This is a genomic window from Rhizobium cauense, from assembly GCF_019511525.1.
GTDB classification, from domain to species: domain Bacteria; phylum Pseudomonadota; class Alphaproteobacteria; order Rhizobiales; family Rhizobiaceae; genus Rhizobium; species Rhizobium cauense.
Genome location: NZ_JAEUAT010000004.1, coordinates 314,948 through 337,057 on the forward strand (window position 1 = coordinate 314,948; position 22,110 = coordinate 337,057).

20 protein-coding genes are annotated in these 22,110 nt (G+C 58.4%); 1 reads left to right on the forward strand and 19 read right to left on the reverse strand.

Annotated features, from left to right (window positions below):
- Positions 1-49 precede the first annotated feature (49 nt).
- The 14 genes from JNB88_RS09955 to oiaX form a co-directional block, all read right to left on the reverse strand.
- Positions 50-1,303, reverse strand: a complete 1,254-nt coding sequence (locus JNB88_RS09955) for an extracellular solute-binding protein (protein WP_220355319.1) — start codon at positions 1,301-1,303, stop codon at positions 50-52.
- A 70-nt stretch (positions 1,304-1,373) separates the two neighbouring features.
- Positions 1,374-2,021: a dihydroxyacetone kinase subunit DhaL gene (dhaL, locus tag JNB88_RS09960; protein WP_220355320.1), complete on the reverse strand. Its 648-nt coding sequence runs from the start codon at positions 2,019-2,021 to the stop codon at positions 1,374-1,376.
- A gap of 4 nt (positions 2,022-2,025) precedes the next feature.
- Positions 2,026-3,033, reverse strand: coding sequence for a dihydroxyacetone kinase subunit DhaK (locus JNB88_RS09965; protein ID WP_220355321.1), 1,008 nt, complete (start codon positions 3,031-3,033; stop codon positions 2,026-2,028).
- 55 nt (positions 3,034-3,088) lie between these two features.
- Positions 3,089-4,927, reverse strand: a complete 1,839-nt coding sequence (gene apnL, locus JNB88_RS09970) for a D-apionate lactonase (protein WP_220355322.1) — start codon at positions 4,925-4,927, stop codon at positions 3,089-3,091.
- Positions 4,924-5,958, reverse strand: coding sequence for a Gfo/Idh/MocA family protein (locus JNB88_RS09975; RefSeq protein ID WP_220355323.1), 1,035 nt, complete (start codon positions 5,956-5,958; stop codon positions 4,924-4,926). The genes apnL and JNB88_RS09975 overlap by 4 nt, the downstream gene beginning before the upstream one ends.
- 1 nt (position 5,959) lies before the next feature.
- Entirely contained in the window at positions 5,960-7,024 is a 1,065-nt protein-coding gene (locus tag JNB88_RS09980; RefSeq protein WP_220355324.1) for an ABC transporter permease, read from the reverse strand.
- On the reverse strand, positions 7,021-8,571 hold the full coding sequence (locus JNB88_RS09985; protein WP_220355325.1) for a sugar ABC transporter ATP-binding protein: 1,551 nt from the start codon (positions 8,569-8,571) through the stop codon (positions 7,021-7,023). Before JNB88_RS09985 ends, JNB88_RS09980 begins: the two co-directional genes overlap by 4 nt.
- The gene (locus JNB88_RS09990) at positions 8,568-9,212 is read right to left on the reverse strand and encodes a DUF2291 family protein (RefSeq protein ID WP_220355326.1); all 645 of its coding nucleotides are present in this window, start codon (positions 9,210-9,212) and stop codon (positions 8,568-8,570) included. Before JNB88_RS09990 ends, JNB88_RS09985 begins: the two co-directional genes overlap by 4 nt.
- A gap of 74 nt (positions 9,213-9,286) precedes the next feature.
- Positions 9,287-10,228: a D-ribose ABC transporter substrate-binding protein gene (locus JNB88_RS09995; RefSeq protein ID WP_037129498.1), complete on the reverse strand. Its 942-nt coding sequence runs from the start codon at positions 10,226-10,228 to the stop codon at positions 9,287-9,289.
- Positions 10,229-10,304: 76 nt separating this feature from the next.
- The gene (locus JNB88_RS10000; protein ID WP_037129500.1) at positions 10,305-11,132 is read right to left on the reverse strand and encodes a phosphogluconate dehydrogenase C-terminal domain-containing protein; all 828 of its coding nucleotides are present in this window, start codon (positions 11,130-11,132) and stop codon (positions 10,305-10,307) included.
- 76 nt (positions 11,133-11,208) lie between these two features.
- Positions 11,209-11,658: a D-erythrulose-4-phosphate isomerase gene (gene derI, locus JNB88_RS10005; protein ID WP_037129502.1), complete on the reverse strand. Its 450-nt coding sequence runs from the start codon at positions 11,656-11,658 to the stop codon at positions 11,209-11,211.
- 36 nt (positions 11,659-11,694) lie between these two features.
- The gene (locus tag JNB88_RS10010; protein WP_220355327.1) at positions 11,695-12,456 is read right to left on the reverse strand and encodes a triose-phosphate isomerase; all 762 of its coding nucleotides are present in this window, start codon (positions 12,454-12,456) and stop codon (positions 11,695-11,697) included.
- 1 nt (position 12,457) lies between these two features.
- Positions 12,458-13,789, reverse strand: a complete 1,332-nt coding sequence (locus tag JNB88_RS10015; RefSeq protein ID WP_220355328.1) for a four-carbon acid sugar kinase family protein — start codon at positions 13,787-13,789, stop codon at positions 12,458-12,460.
- A gap of 5 nt (positions 13,790-13,794) precedes the next feature.
- Entirely contained in the window at positions 13,795-15,051 is a 1,257-nt protein-coding gene (oiaX, locus tag JNB88_RS10020) for a 3-oxo-isoapionate-4-phosphate decarboxylase OiaX (protein ID WP_220355329.1), read from the reverse strand.
- A 174-nt stretch (positions 15,052-15,225) separates the two neighbouring features.
- Here oiaX and JNB88_RS10025 point away from each other — a divergent pair, with 174 nt between their 5' ends.
- Positions 15,226-15,930, forward strand: a complete 705-nt coding sequence (locus tag JNB88_RS10025) for a transcriptional regulator NanR (RefSeq protein WP_220355330.1) — start codon at positions 15,226-15,228, stop codon at positions 15,928-15,930.
- Positions 15,931-16,437: 507 nt separating this feature from the next.
- Here JNB88_RS10025 and JNB88_RS10030 read toward each other — a convergent pair.
- The 5 genes from JNB88_RS10030 to alr all read right to left on the reverse strand — a co-directional run bounded on the left by JNB88_RS10030 (position 16,438) and on the right by alr (position 22,109).
- On the reverse strand, positions 16,438-16,716 hold the full coding sequence (locus JNB88_RS10030; protein ID WP_220355331.1) for an HU family DNA-binding protein: 279 nt from the start codon (positions 16,714-16,716) through the stop codon (positions 16,438-16,440).
- Between the two features lie 289 nt (positions 16,717-17,005).
- A complete protein-coding gene (locus tag JNB88_RS10035) occupies positions 17,006-18,682 on the reverse strand; it encodes a type IV secretory system conjugative DNA transfer family protein (protein WP_220355332.1) in 1,677 nt (558 codons plus the stop codon).
- Entirely contained in the window at positions 18,679-18,981 is a 303-nt protein-coding gene (locus JNB88_RS10040) for a mobilization protein (RefSeq protein WP_220355333.1), read from the reverse strand. Before JNB88_RS10040 ends, JNB88_RS10035 begins: the two co-directional genes overlap by 4 nt.
- A 719-nt stretch (positions 18,982-19,700) precedes the next feature.
- Positions 19,701-20,951 carry a D-amino acid dehydrogenase gene (locus JNB88_RS10045; RefSeq protein WP_220355334.1) on the reverse strand — a complete coding sequence of 417 codons (1,251 nt, stop codon included), beginning with the start codon at positions 20,949-20,951 and terminating at the stop codon, positions 19,701-19,703.
- Between the two features lie 24 nt (positions 20,952-20,975).
- The gene (alr, locus tag JNB88_RS10050) at positions 20,976-22,109 is read right to left on the reverse strand and encodes an alanine racemase (protein WP_220355335.1); all 1,134 of its coding nucleotides are present in this window, start codon (positions 22,107-22,109) and stop codon (positions 20,976-20,978) included.
- Between the last annotated feature and the right edge of the window lies 1 nt (position 22,110).

Genomic DNA, 22,110 nt, shown 5'->3' on the forward strand with positions numbered 1-22,110 from the left:
GCCCCAGCCGACCAACATTCATGTCAATCGGCTGGCGCTCTGGGAGGAATTAGGTCCGGCCTGCAATGAAGCTCTGGAGTTGCTTTGCCGCGTCCGCTGGTTCAACGTTGCCGGAGGCAACTTCGTTGATGATGCGGAAATACTCCGTCGTAACGTCAAGCGGGAACGCTTGGTCGCCGTTCATGTACACGTTGCCGTACTTCTTGAAGATGTCGAGCCACTCAGCTTCAAGTGGCTTCTGGTTTGTGTACTTAACGTTCTTGTTGACGGAAATCGAGCTGACCTGTCCGACCAGGTCCTGCTGAACCTTGTCGGACAGGAAGTAGTCGAGGAACTTCGCCGCTATGTCAGGGTTCTTGCTCTTTGTGCTGACGTAGTTGTACTCAGCAAACCCATAGAGCCGATCGGTGTTCGTTGGAAATGGGAAAATGCCGTAGTCATCCAGGTTTGCGCCGCTGCCGCTGAGCTGGCCTACCAGCCAGTCGCCTTCCAGCATCATCGCCGCACGCCCCGCTGTGAACAGGCTATAGGACTGCTTGTTGTCGATGCCCATGAACGGCTGCAGGGTGTAGTCCTTTGTCCACTTTCCAAATTCCGCAAAAGCGTCGGTCGCACATGGCTCCTTCGTCCAATCGACCTTCATCGCCTTTAGTGCGTCATGCTTCTCGGCACCGCATTTCGTTTCGAGGATAACGTCCATCAGGCGCATGACGTGCCAGTTTACCGTCCCGCCGAACGTAAAGGCGGGAATGCCGGCAGTCTTCAGCTTCTCCGCTGCGGCAAGAAGCTCATCATAAGTCTTCGGTTCTTCTTTGATGCCGGCCTGGTCGAAAAGCTTCTTGTTGTAGTAGACGGCTTCACCCTTGAACGTGAACGGGACGCCGTGTTTGCCACCGGGGTAGAGGTCAGCGAAGGCAGCGGCGGACGGCAGTAATTCGTCGTTCCACTTGTATTCCGTGTAATACTTGTCGAGCGGTAGCGACAGCCCGGCTTTCACGTACTCGCCGCCGAGGCCCAGTCCGGCCCAGCTAAAATAGATATCTGGACCCTTGTCGGATCCAGCAGCGACGCGAAGTGCCGTTTTGTGCTCGTCCACGGCGCGCTGGACGATTTCGACGTGCGTGCCAGGATTGGCTGCTTCGAAGTCGCTCGCAACCTTCTTCAGGGCGATGTTGGCTGCGTTGTTGTCGAAGTTAAGCGTCCAGAGGGTAATATCTTCAGCCAGTACAGGCGTCGCCGACAGGGTTGCCACGGCAATGGCAACGATGCTCGCGGATTTCAATTGTGCACTTAGGGTCAGCATTACCATCCTCCTCTATGTAAGCTGAGCCCTTTTTACAGATAGTGATCGACATGTCAACTGGTATGATGAGCTAACCATCGCGCTGAGCTAGAAACGCAGACATCGCTTCAATAATGATGACCGCGGAGGCAGCACCCGGATCAATATGGCCAATCGCCCTATCGCCTAGTCGCGAGGCCCTTCCTTTCGCCGCGACCATGCCACGCGTCGCCTCGCAGCCGTCGTGCGCCGCTCGAACCGCCGCCTCAAGGCATGCCGAGACGTTGGCCCCCGTACGCCTGGCTTCCGTCGCAGCGTCTGCCGCCGGCTTCCACGCGTCGATCATGGTCTTCTCGCCGATCTCCGCCTTGCCCCTGTCCTGAATTCCCTGTGCCATCGCACTGAAGGCGATCAGGAAATCGTCGTCTGACAAAACGTGCTTATCCTTGACTGCAGTACCTGCGCGCATGAATGCGGTCGCGTACAGCGGACCAGACGAGGCGCCCACTGCATTCAAGAACGCCTTGGCGGCGATGTTGAACAGCGCTGTTGGGGAAACGTCGTTCTCGTCAAGTTGGAGCACGGCCTTCGATGCCGCTTGCCAGCCTGTATCCATGGCAAGACCGTGATCTCCATCGCCGATCACGCCGTCCAGCTCGCACAAGCGGTCGCGGTTTTTTGCGGTTTCGTCCGCAATCAGCAAAAAAATCTGCTGCAGTTCCCCCGAGGCTATCGCCATCTTGCTACCTCCTGAACATTGCGCAGTCGCAGGGATGATCGATTAATTTCTCCAGCTCGTCGTCGAGATGCATCACCGTGATCGAGGCCCCGGCCATTTCGAGCGAGGTGCAGTAGTTCCCGACGAGTGACGTGTGGATCAGCAGTCCGGCGTCCTCAAGACGGGCCTTTACCCGCCGCATCATGATGTAGAGCTCCATCATGGGCGTCGAACCGAGCGAATTGACCAGTATCGCTACCCGATCACCGGCGACAGCGGCGCCCATCTCCCGGAGAATGCCGTCCATCAACTGATCGGTCACCTCGTCTGCCGACCTCAATGGGCCGCGAGCCACACCTGGTTCTCCATGGATGCCCATGCCGATCTCCATCTCGTCTTCGCCGATGAGGAAATTGGGCTTCAGGGTTTGCGGAAGAGAGCAAGGCGAGAGAGCAACGCCCATGGTATAGGTTCTCGAGTTCGCGTGGCGAGCTACACGCTCCACATCATCAAGTGAATACATGAGATCGCATGCGGCGCCCGCCGCCTTGAATATGAAGACGTTACCGGCCACGCCTCGCCGCTTTTCGTTCTGTTCGGGAGGAGCCGAGGCCACATCATCTGTCGTCAAGACAGTTCGCACCTCAATCTCGTCCAATGCGAGCAACTCGGCCGCCATGTCGAAATTCATGACGTCGCCAGCGTAGTTGCCGTACATGAAGAGCACACCGGCGCCACTGTCGGCGGCCTTTGCACATGCGATGATCGGATCGGGCGGCGGTGATGCGAAGACGTTCCCAATGGCCGCTGCGTCGGCAAGTCCTTTGCCAACATATCCGAGGAAGGTCGGCTCGTGGCCGGAGCCACCTCCTATGACAAGTCCGACCTTTCCATTTCGGGGACCGTTCTTCGCGACAATCGCGCGAGGCACGCCTTCAACCGCATACAAGTACTCGGGATGGGCCGCCAGAATGCCCTCCAGCATTTCGTCGACGGCATCCGCACCGGAATTTATTAGCTTCTTGGTCTTCACGCCAACCTCCCCAGATCGAGCTCCGATACGATAGATGCAGCCGCGGCGCTCGAGGTCAATCCGACAGCAGGAGGAGGGCGGTGCCGAAGGGAGGCAGCCCACGCCTGAGACCACCGCATTCGACCACCTGTTCGTCGTTTGTCAGGTTAACAATGTGGAGCTGCGAGCCCTCTGCGGTGATACAAGCGAACGCGAGAACCCTGGACGGGGAGCTCGAGATGCATTCTCGCCATTCTGAACCCGCCAGTGCTGCGAGTGTGCGAATGGTGCCGAACAACGGTCGCCAATCACCTTCTTCGCTCGGTTCGTCCGCGCCTGCGATCAATCCAAAGGGTCCCGTCAGCGCTGAGAGCGTCAGGCACTCGAGATTTGCATCCAGAACGCTTGCCGCATAAGCCAGCGCGAATGCCGCACCAAACTTTCCATTGTGGCGAGGATCACGGTTGGCCATCGGGATGCGCTCACCCGACGGGTTATCCATTGTGCGGCTACCGTAGGGATTTTGCCGCATTGGGATGGTGGAGGGCCCGATCCGGTAAGGCTTGTCGCCATAAATGGCTCGCACCGAGCGCGTAATGAAGGGTAGCGCCTCCAGAGTCTGCATCACGCTGAGATCGTCGGCAGCATGCACGATCGGATTGGTGCAGTGGCTGATGAAACCGAGCTGAGCCTCCGGCACACGCTTGCGGTTGAGTTCGGTGAAGTAGCTCAACATGCCGCCGCCGATGCGAATGTCAGGAAATGCTGTATGAGCCGCAGCATAGATCTCTTCGAGCGGCGGGCAGTCGGGCCACTTGCTGCCAGGCGGCGTGGATTGCCGATCGACGGAGGGCGAGATCGTGATCGCACCGGGCTTGAAACCTGCAGAACGCAACTGCCGGGCAATGTCGTGCGCCTCGCTTCCTGGAGACTGCTTGCAGGGAAGCGCGATTTCCAACATCGAGCGCCCGGTGTGCGCGGCGGCAATCTCCGCGAACCGCTTGAGCGCTTCCACCCCATGCCCGGCACCTGGGTCGAAATGGAAGAGCAGTTCCTGGGGGGCGATCTCCGAAAGGAAACCTTGTGCGGACAGACAGGCCTCAGCCTCCTCGGGCGTAATGATCAGACCAATTGCCGGCATCGTGCCGGTTTGGGTTCCAAGCTGAAGCTTGATCGCTTCACCCGAGGCGGGCGCGCAGGATGGCTGTTCGGGGCGGCTGTCCTTGATGATCAGTGATATCTTCTGCCTGACGGGCTGATCGGCCGGGATCTGATAGGGCCACGGAAGAGCAAGCGGTCTGACATAGGTCTTGTAGGAGGCGTCCGACCAATTGCGCTGATCCTCCATTTCGAAGGTGTCGCCCTCCATGCGGCATTCGGCGGTGACACCTCGGATTGCCTCGTGGGTGATGGCGCGCATGTCCTTGAAGGGCTGCCAGGGCTCGATGAAATCGGGAAAGCTTGTGGTTTGCGTCGCGCCGTCGACGTGTTCGACCAAAGCGGGGGCGCCGGCCACCCCAACGATCGGATGAAGAACGCAGAAGCCGCAGCGGTTGGTCTCGAAACCCGTTTCCGAGACCGCATCGGCCTCAAAGTCGAGGCGGTCACTTTTTCCGTGGATGCGCACATCAATGACGAGGTTAGTGTCATCCGGGCCGTTGCATCGAGCTCGATAGGTTACCTCGAACGAGCCGTCACCCTGCGTGACCTTCAGACCTGCGATTTCCGGGCTGTATGTGCCCCAGTCGCGGTCGCGAATAAGGTAGGAGATTGCCCGCAGCACCTCGGTTCCATCGTAGCGGATTGTGCGCAGGTTGCCTTTGACGAGATCGACTTCGAGCTTTCCTGCACTCAGTCGAACCGGTGGCGCTTCGACGTCGTGAGTGCCATACAGGGTGAAAGCATCGACGGTCATTGAAGCATTGCTCCGACGTCCACAGTCTGGTGGCTGGCTGCACTTGCATACGCTCCTTCGACAAGCGCAAAAGTCTTCAGATTGTCGTGCCCTGAGGTCGAATGGTCCTCGCTCTGCTTCAGTTTGTCGACCCAGTGCTGCTGGATTGCGTAGACGCTCTCCTGGATGTTGTGCCAGGGGCGCGAGGCCCACGACAGAAGTGTCGGAGACACGTCGTGGGTCATAGTCCCGGTGGCGCTTGTCACCTCCAGTTGGTAGCCCTGCGTAAGTCGGATCGTTCCCTCGGAACCATCGATTTCGATCAACGTCTCGGGAAAAGGCTCGCGCGAAAGCTTCGTAGCGTAGCTGACGTCGACAATCGATGTTGCGCCGCTTTTGTGATCGAGGAGGATCGTCGCTACATCCTCTCCCTTGATGCGCGGGTTGACGCGCCCGGTCCGGGCCGTAACTGTGCGCACGTCGCCAAGGATGTAGCGGGCGATGTCCAGTGTGTGGATCCCGAGGTCCTCGATGATGAACCTTTCTCCCTCGGCGAGGTAGGGTTGTCCGGAGAAGACATCGTAGCCGGAGCGGAAGGAGAAGCGGCCCCAGAAGGGGCTCCCGATCGAGCCCTCGCTCAGAACCTTGTGGACCGCCTGGATCGGCGTCTGCCACCGAAAGTTCTCATGGACCATTAGTGGGACACCTGCGGCGCGGCAGGCTGCGACCATTGCCTTGGCATCGGCAAGCGTCTTGGCGAACGGCTTCTGGCAGATCGCAGGCACCTTATGCTGAGCCGCCATCTCGACGAGAACACGATGGCTTTGTACCGTCGTGGCGATGTCGACGAAATCAAAGCCACCGTCTGCGAACAAGGCATTCGCATCACTGTAGCGTCGCTCAATGCCAAATTGATCGCCGACGATTTTCAACCTTTCGGGATCGCGGTCGCAGATCGCAAGGATCTTTGCGCCATCGACATCGTTCCAGGCGTGCATCTGGTTGACCGCAAAGAATCCGCAACCGATTAATGCACCGTTCAATTCAGACATTTCAACTTGCCTTTGCCATTTGCATCAGAGTAACGCGCTGCTGCAGGCGGCGCTGCGCCTGATCGACAACCACAGCGATGATAATCACCAGTCCTTTGATGACCATTTGCCAGAAGGACGAGACGCCCATCATCACCAAACCGTCGGAAAGGATGCCGATGACAAAGGCGCCGATGATGGTTCCGCCGATTGTCCCTCGACCGCCCGACATCGAGGTGCCGCCAAGGACGGCTGCCGCAATCGCGTTGAGTTCGAAGCTCTCACCCGTCGCCGGATGGGAAGCCATCAGCTCTGAGGAGATGATGACTCCCACGATTGCTGCGCAAAGCCCGGAAAACATGTAGACGAAGATTTTCACGATATCGACACGGATGCCCGACATACGGGCAGCACGCTCGTTGCCCCCAACGGCAAAGATGTGGCGCCCGATTGGCGTGGAACGTGCGACATAGGCAGCCAGCAACGCCAATGCGATCAGGATCCAGATCGACACCGGCAGCCCGAGAATGCGTCCCGCACCGAAGAAGTCGAAGCCAGTCGTTGAATATTCAGGGCGGCCAACGAGGTTTGGAAAGGTCTGCCCGTCCGAGGAAAGCAGGGCAAGGCCACGGGCGATGTAGAGCGTGCCGAGCGTTGCGATGAACGGAGCAACATTGAGCTTGGTAATCAGCAGGCCGTTGATGAGGCCAATCAGCAGCCCGATCGACAGCGTGATCAACACAATCTCGAAGAGGTTGAAATAGATCGTATAGCCAATTGGCAGCTCGATGCCGTAGAGGATCAACCCGCCGGCTACCATGCCGCAAAGCCCGACGATCGAGCCGACGGACAGGTCGATGCCGCCGGTAACGATGACGAAGGTCATGCCCATGGCGAGGAATGCATTCAGCGCCACGTGTTTCGACATGAGGATCATGTTCGCCGTCGACGTGAAATTCGGGGCGAAGATCGCGAAGAAGATAATAACCGCGAAAAGCGCGATAAACGTCCTGAGCTTCATCAGCGTAAGTAGAACAGAGCCGTTCGTGCTCGTCGGCGAAGAAGTGGATGAGGTGGCCGCCGTCATGACGCGAGTTTCCCTTGATGTCCGTGTCCCTTGGCCGAAGCCGCGATGATGGCGTCTTCCGTCGCCTCGTTCCGGTTGAAAACAGCAACCAGTTGGCCATTGCTCAAAACGGCGATGCGATCCGAAAGGGCCATGACCTCCTCGAGGTCAGAGGTCGAAAACAGGATCGCGAGACCGTTTGCGGCCAGCCGGCGCATGGTGCGGAAAACGTCCGCCTTTGCGCCGACGTCGATGCCGCGGCTCGGTTCGTCCATGAGAAGGACCTTCGGATTGGTCATCAACGCCTTGCCGATCACTACCTTCTGCTGGTTGCCACCTGACATCGAGGTTACCTCGAAGTCCGGATTGGATGCTTTGATCGATAGATCCTTGATGGCGTCGCGAATGGCATCCTTCTCGGCGGCAGCATTGATATGGAAAAAGCGGGCGAAGCGGTTGAGGCTCGCAAGCGACAGGTTGCTGGCGATCGAAAGGACCTGGACCAAGCCTTCCCGCTGCCGATCTTCAGGGATCAGAGCCAGCCCCTTGCGGATACGGCGGGTCACATCGCGCGCGTGGATCTCTTCGCCATCGATGAAGATCTTCCCGGTCGAGTGCATGTGGCGCCCCAGCACACACTCGAAGAATTCGCTGCGACCAGCGCCCATCAGGCCATAGATTCCAAGAATCTCGCCCGATTTGACCGAGAGTGACACATGATCGACGGCAAGACCCCCTGTCGCTCGTGGAAGGCTGATGTCCTCAGCACGGAACATCTCCTTGCCGACCGCGTGATCTACGGATTTTGCGAAGTCCTTTGCGTCGGAGCCGATCATGGACCGTACGATCCAGCGTGTGTCGATGTCGCGGACCACTGCTTGGCCGGTGATCTGTCCATCGCGAAGGACCGTGATGTAGTCCCCGATCCGCATCAGTTCTTCAAGCCGATGCGAGATGTAGACGATGGCGACCCCTTGGGCCTTGAGCTCGGCAATTACCTTAAAGAGGATCTCGACTTCCGCAGCCGAAAGCGCCGAGGTCGGTTCGTCCATAATGAGGATGCGTGCATTGAGCGACATCGCTTTGGCGATTTCAACGAGTTGCTGCTGGCCGATGGGAAGGTCTTCCACCATCGTTTCCGCGTTGATCCCGGCGTCCAGGCGCTTCAGAAACGCGTTCGCCTTTTCGACCTGCGCTTTATGATCGATGCCCCGCAGGCCGCGGGTGATTTCGCGGGTCGCGAAGATGTTTTCAGCGACGGACATGTTGGCGAAGAGATTGAGCTCCTGGAAGATCATGCCAATGCCGTGGGCCTGAGCTTCGGCAGGGCTGTCGAAGGAGACCTGTTGACCATCGACAATTATCTTGCCAAGCGTCGGACGCTCCACACCAGCGATGATCTTCATCAGCGTCGATTTACCTGCGCCGTTTTCGCCGACCAGGACGTTCACCGCGCCCCGGCGAAGCTCGAGATTGGCACGCTTGACAGCAACGATGCCTGAATAAACCTTCGACACGTCTTCGAGACGCAGGATGATATCGTCCTTTGGTGCCTCGCTCACGCTCATGATCCCACCGTCAGTTCCGAAGGCGTGACAAGCGGAGGTTGGCCGCCGCTAGGTAACGGAAATGCTCCAACTACCGTAACTGTCTTGCCGACCAGCCCGTCGCGGGGCACTGCGGCAAGGAAAGCAGAATTGGCTTTTTCATTGAATGCCTTGCCGAACTGGGCCCATTCAATCTGGTTCTTGAATTCGTTGAAATTGACGAAGTCCAGCGTGTCGCGAAGCGCCGTACCGCGAAGGGCCGGGCCGATCTGTACTTTGGCGTCGGCCTTACCATCGCCGTCCGTATCGACATCCAGAGTTGCCGCGCGTGAGGCTGTATCGGCGGCGATCACCTTTCCGGTGAATTTCACCGCATACGTCCACGGTGAACTGCTTTGTTTTCCCGGGTTGCCGTATTTCTGCCCCGCCTGGTCGGGGCTCGTGGCCACGAGGAGTATCACATCCTTCAGATCGCCCGCTCTCTTCTCAAAATAGGGGACTACTTCTGGCTGCCAAATCGCATCGACTTTTGCATTGGGATCAAAGGCGTTCTTGGCCGCAGCCGCCGCCTTTTCCTCAGGGGTCGGGGTCTTGATGATTTTGCAGCCTGGCAGCACCGCGACGATAATTGCGGCGAGCAAAGCGCCCTTCATTCTCCACATGCGACAGGCCTCTGTGACAACATAAAACTTGCAGAGGGCGTCGTGGACGCCCTCTGCATTGAACGGTGCGGCGATCAGTTTGTAAGGGCGAAAGTTTCGAGCTCGCCGGCGTTGTCAGCGTTGATGAGAACGCAGTCCATCAACTGCTTCTCTTCCTTGGGTGTCGTCTTGTTCTTGATGTAGGCGTCGGCCTGCTCGACCGCGAGCTGTGCTTGAGCGTAAGCTGGCTGCAGGACGGTGGCCTTGATGCCTCCGGATTTGATGGAGTCACGCACGTCGTTGGAACCATCGAATCCTACTACAATCACGTCCTTGCGGCCGGCTGCCTGTAGGGCTGCGATTGCGCCCATGGCCATTGTGTCGTTGCCGGAAATCACGCCCTTGATGTCTGGGTTGGCCTGTAGAATGGTTTCCATCTTCGAGTAGGCTTCTGTCTGGCTCCAGTTCGCGGACTGCTTGGCTACCAGTTTCAGATCGGGATAGTCGTCGATGACGTCATGGTAGCCCTGCGAGCGGATGCCAGCGTTCGTATCAGACTCCTTGCCGACCAATTCGACATAGTTGCCCTTTTCTCCCATCAGCTTCACGAACTCCTGAGCTCCAAGCTGTGCACCCTGATAGTTGTTGGAAACGATCTGGGCGACCGCCACACCGGTGGCATTGATTTCGCGGTCGATCAGGAAGGACGGGATGCCGGCATCCTTGGCCTTCTTGACCGCAGCAACAGATGCATCCGCACCAGCGTTGTCGAGGATGATCGCCTTGGCGCCGCGACCGATCGCCGTGTCGATCATTTCGGACTGCTTGTTGGCGTCGTCGTCATGGGTCATGACGAGGGCTTCGTACCCGAGTTCCTTGGCCTTGGCTTCGGCGCCCACAGCTTCTGCCTTGAAGAAGGGGTTGTCATGGGCGGGCGTAATGATGGCAATAAGGTCGGCGGAGAATGCCGGCATTGCGGTTCCGAGCGCCAAGGCTCCAGCGAAAGCTGCCAGTGTCAGTCTGCGTGTCAGTTTCATATTTTCCTCCCGAGTGTGAACGAAGCCCCAACTCCCCTGGGGCGGTAAGAGGGGAGGCATTGCCTCCCCAATGGTGTCAGGTGATACGCCGAATACTTTCGGCGATCTCCTTTGGTTCAAAGACGTTCTTCCAATCGTCGCGCATCAAGGCAGGGATGCCGAATTCGATGGCCTTGTTGCAGGCATCCGAGAACACGCCGTCTACTTCCTTGAAGATGACCGCGCCGAGAACATTCATGTGGCCGAGCAGGAAATCGCGTGCTGCTTCCTCAGGCACGCCACGAGCCACGCACTCGTCCATGGCCTGCTTCATGACGACGAGCAAAGACGCGCAGACCGTTTCGGAAAGGCCGGGTTCAAGCATCGCCAGTTGATCCACTGTTACGCGATGCGATCGCATGACCGGAGCCCAGATAACCTTGGCGATTTCCTCTCCAAGCTCATAGGCTCCCTCCGGACCCTGCATCAGCGCCGAGACGATGTGCTGCTTTGCAAACAGGCCGCCGAAATGGTCTTTCTTGGCCTGCATCTCGGTTTCATCATTGAAGATCGGCGGATGACAGGGATGGGTGACGAAATAGGTGAGATCATCCCGTTTCGGCAGGTGGCCCGCAAATGGAGCTGCGGCGTCGAGAGCAATGACCATTGTCCCTGGCTTCAGCTTGTCGACGATGCCTGAAGCGACTTTCCCGATCGCTGTGTCGGGAACGGCCAGGATGACGACCTCGGCCCCGTCGAGTCCTGCGTCGGGGGCGACACAGTCGACCCCGAGATCGTTTTTCAACCGCGCCTTGCCGGCGTCACTCACCTCAATGTGGCGGACGTCGAAACGCGAGCCCTTCAGGTTTTTTGCAAGCCGGTAGCCCATTTTGCCACCGGCGCCAAAGAGGGCAATAGTCGTCATGTTTCCTCACCTTTTTCTATATCTGGATAGGAGCACAAACTGGTATGATGAGTCAATCACCATGTCATCGATATGTCTAGTTGTGCGACGGTTTCTGCGCATCAAGTCGATCGATCGCTTCGACATTCCCGGCCGACGCTCCCTGGGGATCGAATTCGGATGCAAGCCAGACGTCGACAATCGATTTGGCGAGTTCGGGTCCGATGACGCGTGCGCCCATCGTGATAATCTGGGCGTTGTTCGATTTTGCCGCGCGCTCGGCCGAATAGGTGTCATGCGTTAGCGCAGCGCGGATGCCCGGAACCTTATTTGCAGAGATACAGACCCCGATGCCTGTGCCGCAGATCAGGATACCGCGTTGATGCTCGCCATCGACGATCGTCTGTGCGAGTTTTTGGGAAAGGTCAGCATAAAAGCCCGATTGGCTAAGATCATGAACTTCCAGGTCGGCCTTGCCCGCAAGGTGTGAGGCAATAACGTCGAGCAGCGGTTTCCCGGCGCTATCCGCGCCAATCGCGATCTTCATGGTAGGTTCCTTTCGCAAACCTTGGAGCACTTGAAATCAGGGTTCGATCGCCGCAGAGACGCGGCGCAGAATGTCGAGATAGCCGTCGACGGACCAAGCCGATCGACCTATGAACAGGCCATCGACATGCTCCTGTGCGATCAGTTCCTCGCAGTTTTGCGGATTGACGCTTCCGCCGTAGAGGACGGGCACCGGACGTTTGAGAATCCCCATGGCAACCTCTGCGATTTTGCCATGGCGTTCGGATGCATAGTTGGCCGTGGCCGGAATGCCGTTGACGCCAATCGCCCAGACGGGTTCGTACGCGAGTAGGACTTGCTCGTCAGCCACGTCGGCAACGGGGCTCAGTGCAGCCTCAACTTGCTTTCGCAAGATCGCGTCAGCCCGCCCCGACTCGCGCTGGTCCAATGTCTCGCCGATGCAAATTAGTGGCGTCAGGCCGTGGCGAACCGCGGCCGCCACCTTGAAGCCGACGGTTTCGTCAGTTTCTCCGAAGTGTTCCCGCCGCTCCGAGTGGCCAAGTTCCACCAGGTCAAGTTCGCAGTCCCTTAGCATTGGCGCCGAAATTTCGCCGGTCCATGCACCCGCATCCTCCCAGTGCATGTTCTGTGCCCCAACCTTGACAGAGGTACTCGCGAGAGCTCGCTTGACTTCGCGCGCCGCGGTAAAGGATGGAATGACAAACCGCTGTATTCGCGGATCGCGGTCTCGGTCAACTTCCGCCAGGCGGCCTGCAAAGGCGAGCGCCTCGGCAAGGGTCTTGTTCATCTTGAAGCTGGTGCCCACCCACAAAGTCATATCAATGTGTCCTTCCGTCGCGTATCTGCGCGAAATAACCGTCCATTCCGATTTGCCCGCCCTTGAGCGCGATCTGGAGCCCGTCGGTTGGTTGGTAGCTTCCGTGTGCGAGGCAAAGCGGTGAACCGGGAGTCTGAGGGAGCGGGAGGAGAGTGGTCAGCGCCTCGACCTTCAACTGTCTTAGGGCGTGGCTTGAAGTATCGCCGCCAGCGATAACCACACGACGAAGTCCTTCGCGTTCCACGAGTTGGCGCAATATCGTACCCAGCGCTCGACCAAGCGTGTGGCGGGCACCGGATATTCTATCGATATCGCTGCCAACATCGGCCGAAGGCCCGAGCGCTGTATGAAGAATGACGCTCCGTCCCTCGTTAAGCCTCTCGATGCCCTTGCGAACGGCAGTGTCTATTGCACGTTCGCCGTCCGAAACCAGTGCTAGAGGATCAAGCGCAATCTCAGCGAAGCCGTCTTCCTTCGCTTGTCTGATCTGACGTTCCGTCGTCGGGGAGACGCTTCCAGAGACGACGGCGATGCGGTCGACGGGGCCAACGTCGGGAAAGGTCGTATTGCCGGTTACGCTCCCGCTCTGCCGCCACGCGTTGAGGAGGGCGTATTCGATCCCGGACGATCCGGCGAGGAGGCCTCCGAACCGGCCAGCAAGGCGAATGAGCTGCCGCCCCGCGGCAGCCTGCGTCGCTTCCGAATCCACGTCGATGAAAAGGATTCCGATCGCGTCTGCCAGCAATTGATCAACGCGCATGTCGGCATCGCTGGCCGTGATCGTTGCAAGGTCCGCCAAGGCAACAGGCAGGCTAGTCTGCTTCGACAGATGAGTAGTCAGATCCGCTTCTGCCATGGGTGTGACCGGGTGACGGCTCATGACCGGGTGGCGATCTATGCGATAGACGCTGCCTTGGTAAGCGGCAAAAAGATTGCCGAACGCGGTGTATCGCTTCAGTTGCGGCGCGCCAACGACGACCGGAACGATGGTCTGCTTGAAGGTCGTACGCCCTATGTCGATCGCCTTTCCAATACTCCCTGTCTCGGGACTGGAATCGAACGTCGAGCAGACCTTGTAGTGGCAGAAATTCGCTCCGAGCGACTTGAGCCATTCAAAGATCGGGGTGAGGTGCGACTGCATCCATTCCGGCGTCTCGCTACGGCTCGTTCCGGCGATTCCGATCGCACGGCAGTCCTTGAAGCGAGCGAGCAGTTCGGGCGAGGGGATATCGAGAAAGAGGACTGTTGCGACACCATGCGAAGTCAACGCCTCCATCACGTCGGTTGAGCCGGTGAAGTCATCGCCATAGTAGCTAACGAGGAGGTTTTTCATGGCGGTCAGGCGCCCTTGCCGTCGCTGAATTTGGCGATCGAGGCGGCCAGTTCAGGGTGGTCCTTTGCATACGTCTGAAGGGGGATGTCCGCCACCGCGGCCTGCCAGGCCTGCTGCACGGCACGGACGCCGGAAGCCGGACCGCCAGGATGGCTGACAATCCCGCCGCCGCAAAGATAGAGGAGATCTGTGGTGCGACCTGTTCGTTGATACGTCTCGGGCGCTTGGCCGCCCCATTGGCCGGAACCAGCCACGGGTAGAGGGCAGTCGGACGCATCGAAGAGAGGCGTGCTGACCGCCTTGAACGAAGAGACGAAACTCTCGTCCGGCTCCCAATACTTCACCCGAATGCCGTTGATCTGAAACTGGTCGACGCCGAGCAGCCGCCAGAATTGCTGGTAGACCCGGAAGTCCATACCGGCGCCCGGATCCCGTGTAAGGACGTCCCAACCGTTGCGGTGGGCATGAAGTACCAGGCTTGACCTTTTGCGCAGAAAGCTCATGCCGCCGAAGCCGATCGAATTGATGTTGATGACGGCGCAGTTACCGCCGGCTTTGGCGACAATGTCGTGGTTGCGCATCATCTCGTCGGGGTCGGCGTGCGAGATGCCGAAGGCATACATCACCTTCTTGCCGGTCTTCTGCTCGTGATCGAGAATCCGCGGCATAATGGCCGCCACTCGCGCCTTGAGGGGCGAGTACGACGGGCTCATGAGCTTCTCGTCGTCCTTGATGAAATCAACACCGGATTCGATAAGCTCACCGACAAGCTCTGCCGTCTCATGCGGGCGCAGCCCAAGCGCCGGCTTGACGATTGTTCCGATGATTGGGCGTCCTTCGACACCGGTCAGGCGGCGGCTTCCTTGAATACCGAACTGTGGTCCAGGGTGCGCGGCTCGGAAGACATTGGGTAGCTTCATATCCACGATGCGGATGCCGGTCATACCCTTGATGGAGTAGACGCCACCAATCGCAATGGTCATCAGGGCGGACAGATCAGTTCCGATTGCGTCGAGGGGAAAGGCGATGTCGACGTCGGCGCGCCTGAGGCGCGTACCGGGAGCAATCTCCGGCCAGGTCGGCTCACTTGTGTCCTCGAGCGGGCGAATCGCTAGTACCCGGGCGGCGACACGCGACTTCAGTTCTTCCGTCTCACCAGGAACCGGCACGAAGGTTCCGGTCGACTGGTCGCTAGCGATCTTGTCCGCCATTGCCTCGACACTACCGGGCGTCTCGATGCGATAAGTCAGCGTAATCATCATGAAATGCAGTTGCTCCTCTCGCCAGGTCAATTTGTCATGGCGTCAACTCATGATGTGGTATAATGAGTATCCCATATGATTGAAAGTGAAATTTTCAGAGCTGAAATTTGGTGGCGCTTTGCGCAGGGCGCGGAAAGTAGTAGGAGGGGGTGACACGTGAGTCAGCGAGACCTAATGAGCCAACCCATCGAACAGATCGTACGCCGAAAGCTGTCGGACGAGGTTTTTGACAGACTTGAACGGATGATTACGTCGGGCGAATTGCAGCCCGGCGACGAAATGCCTTCCGAACGCGTGCTAATGGAGCGCTTTGGGGTCGGTCGTCCGGCGATCCGTGAAGCGATGCAATCCCTTGCCAACAAAGGCCTCGTAAACATTTCGCACGGAGAGCGCGCAAAGGTTTTGAAGCTGACGGCCAAGTCAATATTTCAGCAGGTCGACCTGACGGCGAAGATCATGCTCTCGCAATCAACAGACTCTCTCGAGCAGCTGAAGAGTGCGCGCATATTTTTCGAGCGAGGCATGGCCCGGGAAGCCGCGCAGCGGGCCTCAGCAAATGACATCAGCGATCTCAGGAAGATAATAGAGCGCCAACGAAACTCCCTCGGCCGAGCGGAAGAGTTCATAAATGCGGATATGGGTTTTCACACCCGCATCGCTCAGATTTCAGGCAATCCTATCTACGTGGCTGTCAGCGAAGCAATGCTCGCCTGGCTAAAGGAATACCATACGGAAATGCTGATCTGGACGGGCAAGGAGAAGTTCACCTTGGCGGAACACGAGGAAATCGTGAATCGTCTCGAGGCCAATGACGTCGACGGTTCGGAAATGGCGATCCTCAAGCATCTTGAGCGCTCGAGTGCCCTCTACGCGAAATGACGCTATGGCAGAGGCGCGCCCGTCAGGCCGTTCTCACTGGCTAGCCCGATTGTCGCCCAATCAGCGTTGTCGCAACCACTGCCCGGACGACGACGTCGGGCAACGGTAACGCGGCTGATCTCTCGACCAATTTCATACATTCCTCGCCGCTGGCGTCTTCGCTTGCTCGACAGACGTTAGTGGTGGCGCCAGAAGACGAGCTGTATTGTCACGAAAAATCATCGGCGCTCATCGCACGCGGAAGGTTCAGGAAGGATCGTAGGCCGAAATCAGAGGGGAGTATCGCAGAGCAGTACCCCGATGTGACTACGTTCATAGATGTCGTGGACAGCGCGGCTTTCCGGCCTGATTGGTTGGACCACCAACGCCAAACGATGACCGAGGGACCTTTCAAGCGGAATGCCTTGGATCGAGCCAGTCTCCAACCTCGTGATGAGGGGCGCGGATCAAGACTGACGCCGCCCTCGGCAAATAGGGACCCCGCCATACGAGCGGGGCCTTCGTGACTTACTTGTTCAGTACGTCCTTCAGTGCCTTGGCAGGCTGGAAGGTCAGCTTCTTGGCCGCGGCAACCTTGATAGTTGCGCCCGTCGATGGATTGCGTGCCTCGCGCTCAGGTGTTGCCTTTACCTTGAACTTTCCAAACCCAGGCAGGGACGTCTCATTGCCTGCAACGGCGGCGCTTGTGATGGAGGCGATCACGGCTTCAACGATTGCTTTGCCCTGTGCCTTTGTTAGCCCATGCTCGGTGGCGATCTTGTCGGCGATTTCATTTGTGGTTGTCATTGTCGTCTCCGTATTACTGATACGAGAATCCCTGCCACCTGTTCCGGTCGCTGTCATTGACGCGTCGCAGTAAAAGCGGGCAAGAGTGCCAGATTTCCACAGCTTCCGACAGAAAACTCACTGACTCGACAACCCTTTGGCCCATCCTGAAGGGAACAAGCGCGCAAGATGACTATGGCCACGCCCCTAACTTCTGGGTGAAAAAGGTTGATCGATCGAAAGCGAGAAAGGTCCACTTTTAAGAGCGGTCGTCGCGCTCGGTAAGATGGGCGTTGCTGATGCCAGCTCCTCAGTTTCGCACGCCGTCGAACAGTCCTGCAAATTCCCGGTCGCCGTAGTATCGCAACTTCTGCGCCACGATCGGCCGTTGCCCTGCAATGAACAGAAGCTCGACACCAGAAGGCAGATTGCGAACCTCGTCCGGGGTGAGAAGCGGACGGGCGACATGCTGCTCGGCGAAGGACAGGCTGGTTCTTTCTGGATCGAGGGCCCGAGCGGTCGTATTGAATACAACGGTCTCCTGGCCAAGGAGATCCGAGTAGAGCTGGGCACTGTCGTGATCGTTGACGCCAAAGACCTGCAAGACGCCGGCATTCGACAGAAACGTGCCAGCGCGCTGACCATAGGTAGCTCGCAACTGGTGGATATCCTGAACGATCGGCCAAAGCTGAACACCGTAACCTGCCATCAATCCCATTGCACTTTCGATCGACGCCAGATGACCAAGAGCTGCAAATTCGTCGAGAAGATAGAGAACGGGTGCGGCCGAGGCGCGCGGCGACGTGCATGCCATTTCGGTCAGGCTTTGCGAGATCAACAGGCGGAGCCAGCGTGAATAGGCTGCAAGCCTGTCTGGTGGCAACACGAGGAAGACGGTCGCGTTGTCTCCCTTCAAATCTCCGAAGTAGAAATCCGACCGCGACAGCACATCGGTCATGCGTGGGCTGTCGAGAAAATGCGTGTGTCTTTGTGCAGTGGAAAGCACGCCGCTCGCTTCACGATCCGATTTACCAAGATACCGGTTAGCAGCACGCGCAATCAGTCCATTGACCGCGTCACTCCTTTGCATGTCGTCGAGTACCGCTCGGAAGTCACCTGGTGCAAGGGTGAGATAGCTTCTCAGGACCGTCAGTGTGCGGCGGTCCTCTGGCTGGCTCGCAACAACATGAAGCATCATCCCTGCGATCAGCGCCTTTGCCTCCTCATTCCAGTGGGCATCGCCGGAAAGTCCTGGCTCGTCGAACACAAGCGCGTCGGCGAGTGTCGACGCGTTTTCGGCGACGTCGATGCTGTCAGGGTCAAAACGACAGAGGGGATTGAAGGCCGCAGAGGGTTTGCCGGCGATACCAAATGGATCAAGGATATGTACCGGACCGAATCGCAATCGCGCATCAGCAGATATTGTTGCGTTCTCCCCTTTCGGGTCGACGCAAATTATAGAGCGATCAGCTGTCAGGAGGTTCGGGATGATCGTCCCAACCCCTTTGCCGCTTCGCGTTGGGGCCATGGTAAGCAGGTGTGCCGGGCCGTCATATCGGATGAGCCGTCCTGAGCTCGGTGCGCGGCCGATGAGCAAGCCATGGCCAGACCTTGTCAAGGGTTTGATTTCTCGCCTACTGGCAAAGCGCGCGGTTCCGTGGGTGTGCTCATTAGTGCTTCCGAAATGAATGATCAGAGGCGCAAAGAGCATTCGGAAGAATAGGACGACGGCAAACAGTGAGAATACGCAATGGCCAAGAATGAATACAATGCCGCCTTCGCTACTGCCGAGGACTTTGAGGGTCAGATAGTCGATTCCAAATGCAACGGTCAGCGTGACGAATGCATAGCTCAACACCCCCAATACGAACACTTTGGCATACCGAAGCGGGAAAACGACCAGTGATACGATTGCCCATATTGGGTCTCGAGCAGCAGTGCGTAACATGTTGATGATAGCGCGTTTAACAAGAGCTATTTGATTCATCGTTCCATATCGCCCTGATGGGTGTTTGCGAACGCAGGTGGCTTTGCGAGCAAATCCGCAAACAGCTCTTTGTCCGCGTCCCGGACCAGGAATCTCGGAAGCTCAAATTTCAGCCATCGGGCCAGCCCACCAGCGACCTGCAGATCGGGGTCGTTCTCCAGCCGGTGCAGCACCAGCGCGCCAATCAGCACCTTGCGCCGCGTATCCATGGCACGCTCCTGCTTGCTGAGGCGCATTTGCAGAGTCTTTCGCTGTGCTTCCAGTTGGGCCAGCCGTTCACTGATTGTCTTGCGTGCCACGACGATCGTTCCCCTTGTCGGTACGGGTGCGATCGACGACGAGGCACCGGAACGATGCGCACGCACGATCACATGCGCCAATCTTGCGCTCGGCAAGTGCGCCGAAACAACTGGCAAAAATGCTAGGAGTGGATACCGATAGGTGCGTGCCCGTTAGCCTCTTGCACCGGCATCATCGCAGACGCTTAGATCACAATCCGGCCATACGGTTGCATGCAATTTTTGCGTCGCGCGGTCATGCGAATTCGGCCCGATGCTCGGTGCTGAGGTCAGATGGAAAATCCTCAGGCAACCAGCGGATCAGCGCAATAGGCTCGTTACCAACGCTCCTTCGCTCTTACCTGAGGACCATGCCGTCTGTTAATCAATCTCAGCTGTGGCTGTATACGAACTGTTCGATGCACCGTAGGCAGCGAGCATTTCGGACCACAATGAACGCGATCGTGCTGCGGGCAACCGATGCGAAGGCCGATGGCGATGGATGGTAGGGCGGTCGGCATTTGTAGACGCCGCAGCAAAACAAACCGGCGGGCGCCAAATCAACGCAGGGCCAACGTGCCCGTCTTCCATTCGCGAAAAGCCCTCGAGCACCGACAATGGCCATCGCGATCTGTTGCCCTGCGTGGTTTCAGGGCTCCGGCAAAACATTCCCAAATGTCGAAAGCCTTATGCAGAACGGCATCAGGCTTTTGGCATTTCGACGGTGGACTATAGAGCCCTCAGGTGTAGCGGGCGATCGCAAGGTCGGTGGCGTCAATCTCCGTTTTGCGGCCACTGACGAGGTCGGCGATAACGCGGGCGGAGCCAGAGCTCATCGTCCACCCAAGCGTGCCGTGTCCGGTGTTGAGGTAGAGACCGGAGACACTTGTCGGACCTATGACGGGCGTGCCATCGGGTGTCATCGGGCGAAGGCCAGACCAGAAGCTTGCTTTTGAGACGTCTCCGCCGGGGAACAGGTCGGTGACGGAATGTTGGAGTGTAAGGCGACGGGGCTCGCCGAGATCGTTGGTGTAACCGGATATTTCCGCCATGCCGCCGACACGGATACGGTCCCCAAGGCGGGTTATGGCAATCTTGAAGGTCTCGTCCATGACGGTCGATTCCGGCGCACGCGCGGCGTCTGTGATCGGGATCGTCAACGAGTAGCCTTTGACCGGATAGACCGGAAGGCGAATGCCGTGCGGCCGGACGAGGAGTGGCGAGAAGCTGCCGAGCGCTACAACTACCGCGTCGGCCTGCGTCGTTCCGTGCGCAGTTACCACGCCGCGTACGCGGCCAGCCTCCACGTCAAGTCCGCGGACAATGCTCCCGTAGCGGAAGCGGACGCCGAGTTCCACCGCCTTCTTGGCCAAGGCATTGGTGAACTTGAAGCAATCACCTGTCTCGTCCTTGGGGGTCAGTAGACCGCCGACGATCTTTTCGCGCACATGTTTCAGCGCCGGCTCGACCCTGATGCAGCCATCGCGATCAAGAACCTCGTAAGGAATGCCGTCGGCGCCGAGCGCCTTGACGTCCTTGCCCGAGGCGTCGAGCTGCTGCTGCGTACGAAACAGTTGCAGCGTACCCTGCATCCGCTCGTCATAGGAGATACCCGTTTCCGCCCGCAGGATAGCGAGCGAAGTGCGGCTGTAGTCGGCCAGGCGAAGCATGCGGCTCTTGTTGATCGCATAGCGTCTGGACGTACAGTTGGAGAGCATCTTCACCATCCAGCCTAACATCGCCATGTCGACCTTGGGGCGCAGGATCAAAGGCGCGTGTTCCATGAACAGCCATTTCATTGCCTTCATCGGAATGCCCGGTGCTGCCCAAGGCGAGCAGTAGCCAAAGGAGACTTCGCCGGCATTGGCGAAGCTCGTCTCCAGCGCAGGGCCCGGCTGTCGGTCGACGACCGTCACCTCATGGCCCGCCTTGGCAAGCTCATAGGCCGACGTTACGCCGACGATGCCGGCACCGAGAACGGTGACTTTCATGATGTCCTCATTGCGTGCGAAAGTTTATCGGTAATGCCGGTCATATCGATCTCCAAGACCGGTCAGAATTTCGTAGGAAATGGTGCCGGCGTCTCTCGCGATATCTTCCAGAGTCTGGTTAGGGCCGAGGACTTCCACCAGGCTGCCGAGTGAAAGCCGACCGGCAGGAAGCGCGGTGACATCAATCGTAACGCTGTCCATGGAAACGCGGCCAACAATCGGTAGGCGCACACCGTCGCAGTAAAGGGCTCCTTTGCCGCTGAGACTACGCGGAAGGCCGTCGGCATAACCGGCAGCGACGGTCGCGAGACGGGTTTCAACGGATGCGACATGAGTGCCGCCATAACCGACGCGCGCACCCGCTGGCACAGTGCGCAACTGCACGATGGCGACCTCGAGCTGCACGACTTGCTCCATCGGGTTGGGCACGCCCGCCGTTGGCGCGCCGCCATAAAGCGCGATGCCGGGGCGAGCAAGCACGCCATGGTAATTGCTACCGAGGAATACACCACCAGAGTTGGCAAAGCAGATGTCGAATCCAGCGAACTCCTGTGCAATTCGCGTCATCTCTGCGAGTTGGTCGCCGTTCTGTCCGCTCTCAAAATCGTCGGCGGATGCAAGGTGGCTCATGATGAAGAGGACTTCGACCGTACCTCCCATTCCAAGCGCCGCGGCGACAGCCCCACGCTCCTCCGGCGGCAGGCCGAGCCGCGACATGCCGGTATCGAATTGAAGCACGGCGGGCAACCTGCGACCCAGCGTCTGCGCCTGCGTTGACCATCGTTGCCACTGTTCCAAGGAGTTGATGACGGGGACGATGCCTTCCCGCGCGCAATCTGGTTCGTTGCCAGGTTGCAGGCCATTCAACACGAATATCAGCGCGTCCTTGTCCAAATGTGGTCGCAACCGAACCGCCTCGACAAACTGGGCGGTAAAGAAATGCCGGCAGCCCCTGGCGTAGAGCGTGGCGCCGATCTTTGAGGCACCAAGTCCATAGGCGTCGGCCTTGACAACGGCCGCTGCGCGCGCCGGTGCCACTTCCTTCGCCAGCCTTTCATAGTTGCGCTCAAGAGCGGCGAGATTGATGGTCAGATAGCCGCAGGCCCCGCTCGTGCGGGTTGTCCTACTAGGCCCGTCCTCCCCAAGAGCAGTATCCATG